The sequence below is a fragment of the Candidatus Bathyarchaeota archaeon A05DMB-5 genome (assembly GCA_019685655.1).
In the GTDB taxonomy this organism is placed as follows: domain Archaea; phylum Thermoproteota; class Bathyarchaeia; order Bathyarchaeales; family Bathycorpusculaceae; genus DSLH01.
Map to the genome: position 1 here is coordinate 102,862 of JABFQP010000002.1, position 16,167 is coordinate 119,028.

Annotated in this window: 12 protein-coding genes; all 12 read left to right on the forward strand. The window is 42.1% G+C overall.

Annotation, left to right across the window (positions count from 1 at the left end):
* Nucleotides 1-18: 18 nt before the first annotated feature.
* The 12 genes from HM003_03370 to HM003_03425 all read left to right on the forward strand — a co-directional run bounded on the left by HM003_03370 (nt 19) and on the right by HM003_03425 (nt 16,165).
* The gene (locus tag HM003_03370; protein ID MBX5328377.1) at nt 19-1,647 is read left to right on the forward strand and encodes a type II/IV secretion system ATPase subunit; all 1,629 of its coding nucleotides are present in this window, start codon (nt 19-21) and stop codon (nt 1,645-1,647) included.
* Nucleotides 1,625-3,319 (forward strand): hypothetical protein, encoded by a 1,695-nt coding sequence (locus HM003_03375; protein ID MBX5328378.1) that lies wholly within the window; start codon nt 1,625-1,627, stop codon nt 3,317-3,319. The genes HM003_03370 and HM003_03375 overlap by 23 nt, the downstream gene beginning before the upstream one ends.
* A gap of 12 nt (nt 3,320-3,331) precedes the next feature.
* On the forward strand, nt 3,332-4,189 hold the full coding sequence (locus HM003_03380; protein MBX5328379.1) for a hypothetical protein: 858 nt from the start codon (nt 3,332-3,334) through the stop codon (nt 4,187-4,189).
* Between the two features lie 21 nt (nt 4,190-4,210).
* Nucleotides 4,211-4,693 carry a hypothetical protein gene (locus HM003_03385; GenBank protein ID MBX5328380.1) on the forward strand — a complete coding sequence of 161 codons (483 nt, stop codon included), beginning with the start codon at nt 4,211-4,213 and terminating at the stop codon, nt 4,691-4,693.
* A 14-nt stretch (nt 4,694-4,707) separates the two neighbouring features.
* Nucleotides 4,708-5,922, forward strand: coding sequence for a hypothetical protein (locus HM003_03390; protein ID MBX5328381.1), 1,215 nt, complete (start codon nt 4,708-4,710; stop codon nt 5,920-5,922).
* A gap of 1 nt (nt 5,923) precedes the next feature.
* Nucleotides 5,924-7,228: a hypothetical protein gene (locus HM003_03395; protein ID MBX5328382.1), complete on the forward strand. Its 1,305-nt coding sequence runs from the start codon at nt 5,924-5,926 to the stop codon at nt 7,226-7,228.
* A gap of 2 nt (nt 7,229-7,230) precedes the next feature.
* Nucleotides 7,231-10,791, forward strand: coding sequence for a hypothetical protein (locus HM003_03400; GenBank protein ID MBX5328383.1), 3,561 nt, complete (start codon nt 7,231-7,233; stop codon nt 10,789-10,791).
* 103 nt (nt 10,792-10,894) lie between these two features.
* Complete coding sequence (locus HM003_03405; GenBank protein ID MBX5328384.1) at nt 10,895-11,356, forward strand: hypothetical protein; 462 nt, start codon at nt 10,895-10,897, stop codon at nt 11,354-11,356.
* A gap of 139 nt (nt 11,357-11,495) precedes the next feature.
* The gene (locus HM003_03410; protein ID MBX5328385.1) at nt 11,496-12,296 is read left to right on the forward strand and encodes a hypothetical protein; all 801 of its coding nucleotides are present in this window, start codon (nt 11,496-11,498) and stop codon (nt 12,294-12,296) included.
* A 53-nt stretch (nt 12,297-12,349) separates the two neighbouring features.
* The gene (locus HM003_03415) at nt 12,350-13,471 is read left to right on the forward strand and encodes a carbohydrate kinase family protein (GenBank protein MBX5328386.1); all 1,122 of its coding nucleotides are present in this window, start codon (nt 12,350-12,352) and stop codon (nt 13,469-13,471) included.
* A gap of 52 nt (nt 13,472-13,523) precedes the next feature.
* Nucleotides 13,524-14,891 carry a phosphoglucosamine mutase gene (glmM, locus tag HM003_03420; protein MBX5328387.1) on the forward strand — a complete coding sequence of 456 codons (1,368 nt, stop codon included), beginning with the start codon at nt 13,524-13,526 and terminating at the stop codon, nt 14,889-14,891.
* Nucleotides 14,888-16,165 carry an NTP transferase domain-containing protein gene (locus HM003_03425; protein ID MBX5328388.1) on the forward strand — a complete coding sequence of 426 codons (1,278 nt, stop codon included), beginning with the start codon at nt 14,888-14,890 and terminating at the stop codon, nt 16,163-16,165. Before glmM ends, HM003_03425 begins: the two co-directional genes overlap by 4 nt.
* Nucleotides 16,166-16,167: the final 2 nt, after the last annotated feature.

The following is a 16,167-nucleotide window of genomic DNA, read 5'->3' on the forward strand; positions in this document are numbered from 1 at the left end:
AGAATAGGAGAAAAGACAATGGCGAAGCTCCGAGTCAAAGAAACATTAGCTAAACTTAAAAAAGTGAAAATTCGATTCAATATAGGGAAACGTCAACAAGTTGCAATTCCACCACCACCACCAAAGCCTGTTCCGAGAGGATTCAAGGTTGTTGATAAATATCCGCTTTATGAACCATTTGCTCATGTTGCCATAGTACAGAATCCAAAAACAGGCGAATACAAATACATATTAGACGAATTACAATTAGATCCCCTAGAAAGAAACGTCTACAACCGCATCTTGGAGATATTACTTGCAGAAATAGAATCGCCAAAAGAGGAAATCTTGGACCCGAGAAAATTTTTTGCAGAAGAAGCTAAGAAAATTGTTGATAAATACCGCATAAGTTTAGGATGGTTGCCCGATGTTTCATGGTATAAGATTCTATATCACGCCGAAAGAGACCTTGTTGGTTTCGGCAGAATTGACCCGTTAATGCGTGACCCAAACATTGAAGACGTTTCATGCGACGGTGTAGGCAAACCAGTTTATATTTGGCACAGAAATTACGAAAGTATTGAGACGAATCTTGAGTTTGAAAACGATGAAGAACTTGACAACGTAGTTGTCAAACTTGTTCACATGGCTGGAAAACATGTAAGCTCAGCCTTTCCAATAGTGGACGCTTCACTGCCGGGTAAACATAGATTAGCAGTATGCTATAGACGTGAAGTCACGCCTTTCGGAACAGCCTTCACCATCAGAAAATTCAGAGAAGACCCCTACTCAATAATAGACTTGATAAACTTAGGCACTTACTCAGAAGAGATGGCGGCCTATTTCTGGCTCTGCCTTGAAAATAGAGCATCAATAATGGTTTTAGGTGGCACGGCGGCGGGAAAAACAACAGCTTTGAACGCTCTTGCTTGCCTCATCAAGCCTGGAAGCAAAATAATAACCATAGAAGAAACGGCGGAACTGAATCTACCTCATGAAAACTGGGTCTCACTCATAGCAAGACAGAGCTATGGTTTAGGCGGAACCAGCGTTGGCGAAGTAACACTCTTTGACCTTGTAAAGACGTCGATGAGACACCGCCCAGACATACTGATTGTGGGCGAGATCAGAGGTCAAGAAGCATACGTGTTATTCCAAGCTTTAGCCACTGGTCACGGTGGCATGTGTACAATGCACGCTGAAAACTTGGATTCAGCAGTGAAACGTTTGACATCGAAACCAATGGATATTTCACCTGCTTACATTCCATTAATGAACATTGTGTTATCAGTCCAAAGAGTTCACTTGACGAAAGGAACAGAGAAAAAAGCGTATAGACGTGTAATAGATGTGAACGAAATCGCAGATTACGAGGACTACAGATCTGCGTTAAAGTGGAATCCAACCAAAGACATGTATGTATCTTCATTTGACAAAAGTTTAATGCTAACGAGAATTTCTGAGCGGATAGGCGTTACTAAGAAAGAATTAATTGAGGAATTGAATAGACGCAAAGATGTTCTGCATTGGATGCGAGAACGTAACATACGCAGTTACAAGGACGTAGCCGCAATTATCGCAGAATACTATGCTAGACCAAAGCAGATTTACGAAAAAGTTCTTGCGGGGGAGGAGGTTAAAGTAGTTGTCGCTACTAAAAACCCTTGAGGCGTGGTCTTTCCGCATCTTTGGTAGGCTGGCGCCTTCCTTCCTTAAGAATGTCTTTGAATTCAAGGGCTACTTGGAAAGGGCGAAAATCAAGATTTATCCAGAAACCTATGTTTCAATGATGTTTTTTATTGCTGTGCTTACACTTCCCGTCAGCATAATATCTATACTACTTCTTTACTTCTACGGTTTTTTGCCAATAATATTCTTAGTTCCGCTTCCATTCTATGTCATGATAGGTTTTCTGTTAATACCCATGTCAAAAGCAAGTGATAGAGCAAGCAACCTCGAGAGAGAAATGCCCTTCGCAGCTGCTTACATCAGCGTCATGGCTTCTGGAGGCATCGCTCCTTACACAAGCTTCAAACGACTTGCAGAAGTTGAGCTTATGCCTTCAATGAGAAGCGAAGCAAGAGAAATTTTGAAGGACGTGGAGATTTTCGGCATAGACCCACTCACTGCCATAGAGAATGCAGCAAAGAAAAACCCGTTGGACGTGTTTAAGGATTTTCTTTCAGGATATGCATCAACGGTTATCATAGGCGGCGATATTGGACATTTTCTTGAGAGGAAAGCCGAAGATATTTTCAAAACAAGAGCAATGCGCGTTAAGGCTGCGGCTGAAAGACTTGGAATGCTCTTAGAGACCTTCATAATCGTAATGGTTCTGATGTCTCTATGCTTCTACATACTGTTCAGTGTAGAATCGTTCTACAGCGCTGGCATATCAAGCTCTTCAGGCATAATTCTATACACTTACTTGTTTACGCCCATGTTGTCAATAGTGTTCATTTACTTAGCACATAGCATGCAACCCAAAACGCCAGTTGTAGAAACACGCCCTTACAAGGTCTTCGGAATCTGCAGCGCAATAGCAATAGTGCTACTGATGCTACTCACTAATTTCTTGGGATTTATAGAAGTTCCATTCTTAAAACCTATTCAAACAATGGTAGACTTACCCATAGCAATCTCCATAGCCTTATTCATTGCAACAGCACCAGCAGCGGTTGTGCACAGTAGATTGTCAAAGAAAAAATCCAGCATGGAACAAGGCATAAACAGTTTTCTGAGAGACTTAACAGAAGTTAGGAAAACAGGGCTGTCTCCGGAAAAATGCATTGAAAGTCTTGCTCATCGGGATTATGGCGAATTCAGCAAAGAACTACGTAAGATAAGTTCAGAAATCTCTTGGGGAGTCCCAATTAGGAAAGTGATACTTGATTTTGTCAAGCGAGTCAAAAGTTGGATGACTCAAGTCATCATGTTCTTGCTTGTCGAAACAATAGATGTGGGAGGCGGAACGATAGCCATGATTGAATCTATAGCTAGGTTTAACAATCTTACTCAAGAAGTCGATAAAGAAAAGAGAATGGCAGTTCGTCCCTATGTATTAATGCCATATTTTGCTGCGATTCTACTAGTGGCGACAACAACAATGATGATTGGTATCATGCCAGCAACTCTGGGAGTTGCAGGAGGCTCAAAAGCAACAAACCTAGGTCCAACAATAACGATTTTCGTTACTTCAAGCATTTTTCACAGCTACCTTATTGGTTTGGTTGCGGGTAAAATCAGTGAAGAATCGATTGCTGCTGGTTTCAAGCATGCCTCTGTTCTGGTAATAATTGCTGTGTTGGCGGCAAAGTTGACCCCAATGTTAATGGGTTAAAAAGGGAGGAAAATGAAGATAAAAAATATTCACCTTAAAAAGCTAAGAAATGATAAAAGAGCAGTTAGCCCAGCAATTTCTGCAGTTATAATAACAAGCGCTGTTGTGGTTTTGGTTCTTGTAGCGGTTGTTTTTGCAAACAACTACTTGAATGGGCGAATTGCAGAGAACGAATTCGCCGCGATGAAACAGTTCATGCAAACAGTAGGGCTGGATATAGATGATGTGGCATGGATGCCTGGACGTACACAAACAGTTCGTTACGCAAGCAAGTATGGACAGATATATTTCGAAACCGCAGTTTTGAATTACACTGTCTATGTGAATAAGGGTGCTGGATATGTTTACTTAGCAAACTACACTACTGGCGTCATCTTGTTCAAAATGCCTATAAGCAGATATTCAGTTGCAGACAATTATCACGAACGCATTTTTCCCTTAGATAACTCTTTTCTTCAGAAAGGCACATCCGCGCCAGTAAATCACATTTTTGTAGTTGAAAAGTTGGCAATGAATGATGGAAGTTTCATAAGGGTAGTTGTCGCTCCATCAATCAGAATGTTGAATTCAACAATTTTTACAGGAGGAGAAACGATTAATTATGCAAAGTTTTACTTGCCCATACTCAACTCGGGAAATCATTCTTACCTTTCACAATCCGTTACACTCATGGGAAAGAATGTCGCTGTCAAAACAGAGGGTAGCGTTAACTCGGTTAGAATAGAAGTTTCTTTCCTGAAACAAAGTTTAGGATTTGATGAGAGTTTCTTCAACTTTCGCAACACAGTGGAAGAAATTGACGTAGCGGATGGTTCTGTTATTAAGTTTTACACGGGAGAGGTGACTACATCGTTAGGGCTCTATCCATAATGATGTAAGGAGGAAATATGGATGCCTCATATAACCATCGAATACGTCATCTTAGTCCCAATTTTAATATTACAGATTTTCCTATTTCCACTTACAGCAAGCTGGCTCATGAGCACATGGGTGGATTCACGAAGAAGCTTGGCTCTTCAAGAAGCAGCTAGCCATTTAGGCAGCATAATGCAACAAATGTATTTCTCATTAAGCCATGACACAATATTAGCTGGTTCTGTAACGCAAAAACCAGATGTTCCACTATATATAGAGAATAATCCGTATACAGGAAGCGCAACGCTGAAAACGGTAGTAGACGAAACCCAGAATGCGAGCAAAATTTTGGACATAACCTTCAAACTAGAAAACACTGGAATCACAGCAACAACACGCGTTATTCTAGGTCAAAATGCTTTATGGAAAAATTCCACTTTCGTGAGCAATTCAGCCAACACTTGCATAGTGGCTGAAAAATTTGAGAATGGAACAATTTCTCTATCTTTTGGAGGATGAGGGAGAAATAAGCCATGGCAGGTTCAACAATAGACCACCTCGTTTCCGTCGTTGCCTTTTTAGCGGCGATACTGATTTTCATTAGCCTATTTAACCAAATTCTACAAACCGCAGCATTATATCAACGGCACAGAAGCCTCGCAATGAAATGCAGCGATTTGCTTGACAACATGTTATTGAGCCCAGGCATACCATCTAATTGGGGGCAAACAAACGTTACGCCTACCGGTTTTGGACTGCAAGATCCAGAGTTCACGCAGTACAGACTTAGCGCATTTTCGCTTATGCGGCTGATTTCTTCCGTTGGGACACCAGTGTACTACCCGAAAACCGATCAATGGTACAGCAACATAACAATGGGTTTCGGAAACTTTTTACTAACATCATTCAGTGAGGCTATTAACTATTCAACAGCATCGAGACTCCTCGGATTAAACGGTACTTACGGCTTCCAACTAACCATAACGCCAATTGTAACTCTTTCAATTTCAGAAACCCAATCCAAAAGCCCATTGAGAATAGCTGTTAATGTTACGGGAAGAGGATTCCCTCTAGCAAACGCTGCAGTAAGCTACTGTTTTCTCACCGTTGACTTAAAAGGAGTGTTTCCAGACTACAAAACAACATACGGTACGGTTTATACTGATGAAAAAGGTTCGACATCGTTAGAATTTTCAGAGATCACAAAGGAAGACACTTCATATGCCTTAATTGCGTATGCCAAGTTAAGTGGACTTATTGGAGTTGGATATCATCAACGTGTAAGCTCCACTGGACAATACGTAATGCCATTTGTTGACAACATTGAAGAGGGCCGAGTGATTATTGCGCATAGTTGGGATGTTCATGGTGGAGATAACCCAGCAGAGATTTCTTACAATGCAACTTTTGTTTTATTGGCAGAAGATTTCACTCTACGTGAAGTACCATTGGGCGCGGATAAAATTGGCAAGGTGAATTATGGCAAAGGACAACCATACAAGAATGTCACTATTCCAACCCATAACCCCGGCATTTTGGTTATCACTTACAAAAAAAGTGCGGTGGAAGGAGGCATCATCATGATGCCATGGGGAATAAGCGCCATGGCTTTTCCAGTAGTATTCGGAGAAGACCCTTCAGGAAAGGAATGGGTAGCCACTGACATACGCCAAGTCATAGTCAATGACATTGCCTATCAAGCGACCTTGGCTTTGTGGAGCCTTGAGGGTTACCAGGTGATCAAGTAAAATGATGCGAACAATTGAGGTTTTACTCGTAATAATCATCATCACCGCAGCCTTCATAATTTCCTCCTTCTTCGCCGTGTTACCACAGCCACGAGAAGTTTCACCTCTCAATCTAAGAAGACTTGCATTAACGACCCTTCAGACGCTGGATAGGGATTACGATCTAAGCGAGATAGTGTTCAAACCACCTAATGACCCTTCTTGGAGCGAACTTCAAATAGCACTCGCAGCCACGTTACCTCCTAGTATTGTTTACAACTTGACGGTTTACGAGGTCTCGAGCGATGGCGCTATACTCTATAGTCCTCTAAAATCAATCTCCAACGCAGAAAGCCTTGGAATAGATTCAGAAGCTTCATCTTATCTGGTCGCTTCTTCTAATGTGACTTTTAATGTTGTTCCGGAGAAAATTGGAGAGCAAGGCGGCGGAGGAACGCTGTACATATTGAATTGTAGCGATGCCAACGGATGGTGGATCACCGGATACACAGCCCAAAGCCTCGCACAAGACCTATACAATTTACTTTCACCATACTTTCAAATCACAATAATGATTCAAAACACTGCCCAACTTGCACAGGTACTAAATGGCACAGCATTGCAGAACGAAGTGTTACAAAATGCCGTAATCATAAACACCTTCGGAGAAGCCGTACCAATACCCGCAGGATACTACGCAAGCTCAGGCGTTGGATACGACCCAGCACACAGTTCCTACGCAAAATATTGCCATACTCTAGGATTAAGAGTACGTCAGTACAATTGGACATGGGTTAGCATAGTAGGCTATCCACTCTACTATGTCAGCAATACTGCGCTATTTCCAGACGAACAAAACACATGGGGCATCTACGGAATGAGGCACGTCGGACCAGCAGGATTAACAGCTTTCCTTCAAGGCATAGATAACCAAAACTATGTGTATAATTCCGGCTGGATTACGGGAAGCCCAGGAGTTGTTTATCTTTCCAACGAAGCCTCGTATTATTGCAATTATTATGGTATTTATCCTTCTCCATATCAAACAGCCACAAGAGCACTTCCCTCATCAATACTGAATACTTATCACTTAACGGTAACATCCTACATCTTCAATCAAGTGGATAACTGGATTGCAGGCGCGTTTTTCAAGAACAATGTTTCAGGTTCATTTTTAGCTTTGGGTTTAACAAGAACCCCGGATATTAGACTCACAGCGTTAGGTCTCTTGTGCGGCTATAAGCCAAGACTTTATCGATCCGAGTACACAGCTTATGGAACTTCAAGGCTTGTCGTTTTGCAGCTTGGGCTTGTAGGAGGTGTATAATCTTGAATGAAAAAGGGCAATTCTCAATAATTGCCGCTTTGCTTGTTGCAGTTATCCTTATATCGACAGTTGTAATCACTTACTCCACGATACGCAACAGCCCAATCCAAAATCAACCACAAGTCCAAAGCGCAATAGATGAAACTAATCTTGCCTTGAAACAAATTCTAGGCTTCACCATAGGCTATTACGGCTCTATTCTGCAAGTTACAGGAAACTCTTCTTACGCGAAGACGCTTGCCCTAAACTATCTTCAAAGCGGATTAGAAAACATGGGAAACATGCATCCAGAATGGGGAACATCATTCAACGTAACCAGATCACAGCTCTATGCATACTGGTTCACAAACACCAGCTACAGCACAGGAGAACTCGTAATAACATACAATCTCACTGGTCTCGGAATTTACGGAGTATCCTATGAAACATCAAGCAGACTAGATGTTAAAGTCATGAACACAACAGCGGACAATGAAGCTTGTTTAGAGATAACCAAAGATGGGATTGAACCGCTCATAAATCTTGGAAAACAAAACTTCAAGTTCTACCGTTACTGGGAAACAAATTCGTCATGGACATTAATTGAGCCAAGCACGGAGCCAATAGCCTACGCAAATGGCACATATTTAGTAGATATTCCATCAGGGATAGACCCAAAGTCTTATGTTATTCAAGTAAAAGATTCAAGAGGAATAATTGTTGTTGCTTCCACATTCAGCCACTATACGATTACATTATCATGGAGCTCAGCTCAATCCTCATCGCAAAACTACGTGGATAACAACACATCGGATGTAGATGCCTCAGAAGATAAAGGGTCACATAGCAACTTTCCAGCTCAGCAATCTTTTGATGGAGTTTTCGACACTCTAACAGAAGGAAAGACCAGTAGAAATTTCCTGGCTAAAAAGGGAACTTTCACAAAAGCCACAACGACAGGAACACAGGCAGTCACTGGTGTTGGTTTCACGCCTAAAGTAGTTATCTTATGGTGGACACGACAAACCTTATTGGGTGAATTACCCTCCATTAGTGTAGGCTACGGATTCGCAACCAATTATAGCGGGCTATATCAAAATCGCGGAGTTGCTTTTGCATCAGACGATGGACTGGCAGACTCAAATGCTGGAAGGTACAGGTCTGAAACATATTCAATAATAATTCTGTCTTCAGGAAACCCCACCGCTACGGCTTTAGCCAGCATAACGAGTTTTGATGCGGACGGTTTTTCCTTAAACTGGCAAATAAACGAGAATAGAGCGGACATAATACATTATTTAGCTCTAGGTGGAGAAGACTTAATCTACGCAAAAGCAGGTTCATTTAGTCTATCGACAGCGTCTGGAACACAAGACATAACAGGTGTTGGCTTCCAACCAAATTTTGCAATGTTTCTCTGGACTTATACCGAAGCAGTGAACACAGGCACCTCTCACGCTGAGATAGGCATAGGATTTGCCGCGTCCCCAACAAAGAGGGCAGCATTGGTTGCCGCTTCTGAAGATGGCAGAGGAACCACAGATACATGGCGACAACAGAGAACAGACTCCTGCATACTTCTTCTGGATCCAACATCAGGCAGTCAAGACGCAATTGTTGATTTCAGCCAATTTCTAGCTGACGGTTTTAGAGTTAACAAAATTGATGCTCCTGCAGCTATAACTCCAATCTTTTATCTTGCATTAAAAGGTGGAAATTATGATGTGGGAAGTTTCAATTCGCCAACTTCCACAGGAACCCAGGATATTGCAACTCTTGGTTTTCAACCAGCAGCAATAATGTTGGCAACGCAAGGGCGCTCATCAACTATGATAGGTCAACACGCTGAAGCATCTCTAGGTGGAGCGACATCTGCAGCTGATAGGGGCGTGACATGGTTTGAAGACCGAGATGGCTTAAGCACTTCGGATAATGAAATGGAAACTTTGAACACAAGAATCATTCAATGGAGAGATAGAACCGCTTCCGACACATTCTCATTACGAGGTTCAGCAGATTTTGTTTCGTTCTTGTCTACCGGATTCAGGTTGAGTTGGAGCAATGTAGAAGCTTCTGGAAGACAAGTAATTTATGTGGCGTTTGGAGGAGACAACTATGAACTTGACTTGGAAGTTCAATGGACAAATGTCTACTATAACGGAACAACAGAGGAACTTGCCATTTACGTCGACAATATGAACGCTACAGAAAACTTGCGGGTGGATGTTTGGTATGGTGGCTCATGGCAGAATCTTTTCCCAAGTCTCGTAAACGGATGGAACAACGTTTCAGTTATTCCTTACTTAGACGCTTCAGTGTTTACTATAAGATTTAAGGGCGCTAGCGAAAGCTTGGATTCTATTCAAGACAGTTGGAGAATAGACGCAACAATTCTAAAAGTTTGGCCGTCTCCAGATTTGTATGCGTCTTTGCAAAATGCGACGGTTGTTATTGAGTTGTTACAAAATGGCACGATGAGGTGGCTCGGCCAGAATTTGCAGTTGTCAACACAAGCTCAACCTATTCCACCCATACCAGTGAAGGCTATTCGAGTAAACCAAACCATAGATGGCGTAAATACAGAGGTTCCGTTCCAAATTGAAGATTGGGCGTCAGAATATCGCATACCGTTAGGACTGGCTAACAATGCGAGTGTTTTTAACAACAGGAACATGCTGGTTTTTCTCGTAACTAGCAAAGTTTCTAAAATCACTATATGGTGGGATGGAGGAGACGACGTTAATCAGACAGCTTATGCATACACCAACAGATACTTCACCGGAGACAATCCTTCTGGCAGAACGCTGACAAATGGAATATTGACACTTCAGTTTCCTCCTGACGACAATGATAATGGATTTCCTGTAACCTCTACTGCTGGGACCCAATCTTCAGTTGCATCATTCATGCGCATCAACAACGAATGGAGTGTTTATGGAGCAAGTCCAGCATACGTAATTCATCATGGCATAGTAAGGGACATAGTGCATCAAGAATCAGAGTGGAGTGGCGGAGCTGACAACTGTCCGAATCTTTACGCCCATGTAGTAATAACTTTGCCAGCCAACGCATCCTACTACACTTACCAGTTGAGACTAATGTTTGTAAATTCACAGCAAGCCAGAACCATCACAGACTTATGCCCACTTAAATTAACCACTATGATAGGTACACCACAAACTGAAAATGGAATTGTAGGCGGTTTTCCTGCAGTCTCGGAGGCAACAGGTCTATTCTATAATACCTCAAGTTCCACTTGGGAACACCATTGGAGCCAGTTCATCTCTGGAAATAGAGGTACAGGAATAATGTTCACTGACACAGCGAATGAAATGCTCTACGTTTTTGATGCTATTGCAGGAGACAAAACAGGCGCTCTCAGAGTTTCTAATGCCACAGAAAGAGCTATTGAATTAGCTCCAGTAACATCGATGGCTCAAGTGGCGTTTACGTATGCATTAGATGTTACATGGCATGGCGCCGTGGTTACGTTTGACGGAACTACACCAATCTATAGCGGAGAAAATGGCCTGTGGATAATTGTTGAGTACCCACCAACAGTTACGGTTACAACGGAGGGTTAGGTTTGCACTGTTCGATTCTCGAGTTATTTAGAATGCAGATTTCAGATTCATACAAGTTAAATAAGAAATCTGAGGATTTCCTAAACAGTAAAAGGGAGATGCTATGTTAACAGAAAATAACGTGTTAAAATCTAGAAAAGCTATATCACCAATATTGGCTACGTTATTGCTGATTGTTATTGCCGTTGCAGCTATAGTTGTTACATACGCGTGGATAATGACCTACGTAAGTAGTTCTGGACAACAAGCAGGCGTATCGCTATACAAAGAGAATATTTACTGGAATTCAACTGAAAAAAAGACTTACATAACTGTAGGCAATTCTGGAACTGGCAACACTAAAATAGTGAGGCTTTACCTGGGAACAGCGCAAGCCAACCTTGTTAATGTGACAGCATACACGAACATTGGCACGGGAATTATGCTTAACGCAAAATCAGTAGCCACAATAGCATTGTCTTGGCCAAACGATGTAGCAAATGACTGGGCATCGGGAAACTACTACTACTACAAGATAGTCACGGAAACGGGACACGAACTACCATTCCCAGAACAAGCACCCTAATTCCAAATTTTCAATAACTTATATCTTAGATTTCTAAACTTTTATTATAACAAACCTAATCTTTCGCTAAAGCAGCCTAACAGTTATAATAGGCAATCATTAAAATAGAAAGTTCGTCGTTGTTGAGTGGTGTTCAAGGTTGCAGACAATACTGGCATTAGCAAGAACTTCGCTTGCTCTCGCATTTTTAGTATATGCCTCCTTTTCTGATTACAAAACTCGCGAAGTAAGCAATAGTGTGTGGATACTGTTTGCGCCTCCAGCGTTTGCATTGACATTTATGGAGCTGATTCTTGTTGAGCAATCTCAACTGCCTTTTTATGGCTTAAGTTTCGGTTTGACATCAGCCTTCGCAATAATCCTTTTCTATTCTGGAGGTTTTGGAGGTGCTGACGCGAAAGCTTTGATGTGCCTAGCGCTTGCATTGCCCTTTTATCCAGAAAGACTATTCACTCCGTTATCAGGACAGAATTCGCCAATTTCACAAATGCTTTTTCCAATAAGTGTTTTCAGTAACGCTGTCTTGTTTGCGGCAGCAGCGGCTGTTTACATTCTTTTGCGTAACGTGTTTTGGCGTTGGAGAACGGGGAAGGAACTTTTTGGAAAGGGTTATGAGAGCGAATCTTTTGGGAGGAAAATTTTGGTTTTGATAACTGGTTACAAGGTTCCTATTGACAAGTTAAAGCAAAAATGGCATTTGTATCCTTTGGAAGATGTGGAGGAAGAAACTTTCAAACAGAAATTGGTCATCATTCCTAAGGATGAAGGGAGAAACGCCATAATTGAGCGGTTAAGTAAGGCAGCGGACGCTGGGAAAATTCAAAACAACGTTTGGGCAACGCCTGGTCTTCCAATGCTCATCTTCATAACTGCAGGTTTAATCGTAGCCTTATTTTTCGGCGATATTATTTGGGTTTGCATTCGCTTCTTGCTTGGTTAAAGCCATAAGGAATTATGAAAAACGTTATCTGGATTCGCTGGTTACTCTGCTTTATGGTGAAGCAAGGCGTGTCTTCTGATTTTCTTGAAGAATTGTTAGATTTCTTGAAAAACGGAATTAGAGAATTTAGCGTAGTTGTTATGCCAGATTTTTTCTTTGACCGTTTTTTGAGCATAAGCTTTGATGCAGAGAGTTTCTGTGACGCGCTCATGGATGTTATTGAACGGAAAGGCGGAAGCATAGATGGTATTGAACAAGCAGAGTTTAGAGGCGGAAACGCGATTAACACAGCATCAGCTTTGGCTGCTTTGGGTGTGAATGTTACTCCAATAGTTTGCACGAGTAAACTAGGACTAGAGTTTATCAGATTTTACCTTAAATCCAGCATGGTTAACCTTTCTCGTGTAAAGATTCTTGAAAAACCATCAATAACAACCGCTATGGAATTCAAAACGGAAAAAGGAAAGGCTAATGTTATGCTCAGAGATGTGGGTTCGCTTGCTAATTTTGGACCCAATAATCTAAGCAGTGAAGATTTTGAAGCAATTGAGAAGGCTGATTACGCATGTGTTTTTAACTGGGCTGGGACTAGGCGTTTTGGAACAGAGTTAGCTGAGACCGTTTTTAGACATGTTAAAACAAAGGGGAAAGGCAAGACTTACTGTGACACGGCAGACCCAACTCCTAACAACGAAAAAGTTTCTGAATTGACGAGGAAAGTTTTGCAGAGCAAATTTTTGGATATTTTAAGCGTAAATGAGAACGAAGCAGTATGTTATGTATCCCAAGTGAGCAATGAACTGAAAAAAATTGGAAAACGCTTGAAATTTAACGAATTAGCAAAGGAAGCCGCTAAAATCTTGAGGTCGCACCTGTCTGCGCGAGTTGACTTGCACACAACAAGCTTCTCGGTAACATTTACCAAAAAAGGCGAAACAGTTGTTCCTGCTTTCAAGGTTCCAGTTTTGAGGGTGACTGGTGCGGGAGATGCTTGGAATGCGGGGAATATTGTTGGAGATGCTTGTGGGCTTTCGGATGGTTGTCGTTTGTTGTTGGCTAATGCTGTTGCAGCCTATTACATTTCAAGTTCGAATGGTTTGCATCCAACGAGAGAAAAGTTGATAGAATTTCTTGAAAGGTTTAAGCGGAAAAGCAGCTCTATAGCAAGTGCCTAAATTTATTTAAACCATAAAGGTGAATTAGCCCATTTAGGGATGCTTGGAAAGGTTGAAGTCAAGGTTGTTTGGTAGTTCAGGCGTGCGAGGCTTAGTGAACATTGATTTAACGCCTACTTTGGCGGTTAAAGTGGGTTTGGCTGTGGCGACTTTTTGTAAGGCGAAGAAAGCGCTTGTGGCGCGTGATACTAGAGTTTCTGGTTTGATGATTGAAAACGCGTTGGTTTCTGGTTTGTTGGCTGGAGGAACGGATGTTAGTTGTTTGGGTGTTGCGCCGACTTCTGTTTTGGCATTTTTAACGAAGCAGTTAAATGCTGATGCTGGTGTGATGATTACTGCTTCGCATAATCCGCCACAATATAATGGTATTAAAATTTTTGGTAGCGATAGTATGGCTTATGGTGAAAAGGAACAGGAGGCAATTGAAGGAATTATTGAGGGTGGACGTTTTAGGTTTGTGGATTGGCGTGATTTTGGTGAAGCGTCATCTGTTGACAAAAATGCGTTGTATATTGATACAATAAAGAAAAGTGTCAAATTACGCAAAAAATGGCATGTAATAGTTGACCCTGGATGTGGCGCCACGCACAGTCTTGCGCCTTTAATTTTTGAAAGGTTAGGATGCAAAGTAACTGCTGTCAATGCGCATGCTGATGGGTTTTTCTCTGCCAGAAGCCCTGAACCAAATGCTGAGGTTTTAAGGTCTTTAGCTAGGATTGTTCGGGAGTTTGGTGCTGATGTTGGAATAGCTTATGATGGCGATGGTGATAGAGTGAGTTTCATTGATGAGAAGGGTGGTTTTGTGGATTTTGACCGTGTGTTAGCTGCGTATGCAGCATACGTGGTGGGGAAGAAAAAGGGTGGTGTTGTGGTGACGAATGTTGAGGCGTCTATGTGTTTTGAGAAAATGGTTGAGGCGCATCGTGGGAAGGTTGTTAGGACAAGGGTTGGTGATGTTTATGTTGCTGAAGCAATGGAGCGGTATAAGGCGGTTTTTGGTGGAGAACCGTGTGGAGCATGGATACATCCTCAAATTCATTATTGTCCAGATGGGATACTTTCTTCTGTGTTGCTGCTTAAGGCGTTGGAAGAAAAAGGTGAAAAGCTTTCAGAATTTGTTGCTGAGGCGCCTAAATTTGTGACGCTTAGAGAAAATGTTCACTGTGAGGATGGTGTGAAATGTAAGGTCGTGGAGAAAGTTGAGAAGGGCTTGAAAACTGTTTTTCCAAAGTTTATAGAGTCATCTACGGTTGATGGTATGCGTTTGGCTTTTAAGGATGGGTGGGTTTTGGTTAGGGCTTCTGGCACTGAACCGCTTATTAGGTTGACGGTTGAGGGTGAATCATTAAAAGCAGCAAAGGAGATAATGGGTAAGAGTGTGGTGTTTGTTAGGAAACTTGTTAAGGAGATGGAAAAGTGAAAGCAGTGGTTTTGGCTGCTGGTGAAGGAGTTAGGCTTCAACCAATCACGTCGACTAGACCGAAGCATTTGATAAAGGTTGGCGGAAAAACGATATTGGGACATTGCTTAAGTGCTGTGAAAAGTTGCGGGGTTGACGAGGTTTTAATTGTTGTTCATTATATGGGAGATGCGATTCGCGAGTTTTTTGGTGATGGCAGAAAGTTTGGGTTGAAAATCGATTATGCTGAGCAGAAGAATGTGCTTGGTACTGGCGATGCTGTGAGTGTTGCTGAGCCTTATGTAGAGGATGATTTTCTGCTGGTTTATGGTGACTTGCTGTTTTCTGCAGAAGCCGTGAAGAATGTTGTTAATCTGCATAGGGAAGAAAAACCTGCGGCAACGATGGCTGTGGTTCTGGTTGAGAATCCGGAGAATTATGGTGTGGTGGAGCTTGAGAATGAGAAAACTGTTAAGCGTATAGTGGAGAAGCCAAACCGTGGTGAAGCGCCAACAAACTTGGCGAATGCGGGCATTTACGTGTTTTCAACTGAAATTTTTGAAAAGCTGAAGGCGACATCGAAATCGGCTAGGGGTGAATGGGAAGTAACGGATGCTATTTCGCTTTTGGCTAAAGATAAGACGGTTTTGGCTGTTAAGATTTCGAGGGAGGATTGGATTGATATTGGGAGACCTTGGGATTTGCTTGAGGCGAATCGTTGGGCGTTGATGAGGAAAGAGCATAAGGTTTGTGGGATTGTGGAAAGCGGTGCGCATTTGGTTGGGCCTGTTAGTGTCGCGGAAAGTGCGCGGATACGTTCAGGAGCTTATGTTGAAGGCCCAGCGTTTATTGATGAGGAGAGTGATATTGGACCTAATTGTTACATTCGTCCATACACTAGTATTGGTAAGAAGGTTCGGATTGGTAATGCTTGTGAAGTGAAGAATAGTATAGTTATGGATGGTGTGCATGTTGGACATCTGTCTTATGTTGGCGACAGTATTTTGGGTGAGAAATGTAATTTGGGGGCTGGCACAGTAACGGCGAATTATAGATTTGATGCTGGAACGGTGAAGATGGTGGTTAAGGATAGGGTTGTGGATAGTGGAAGAACAAAGCTTGGTGTGGTTTTGGGTGACAATGTGAAGACTGGGATAAATGCGCTTTTCATGCCTGGCGTTAAGGTTGGATGTAACAGTTGGATTGGTCCAAACGTTGTGGTTAGCCGTGATGTGAAGGCTGATGCGGTAGTATTGTTAAAGCAGGAAGTTGAGGAAGGAAAATTGAATTCTTGACC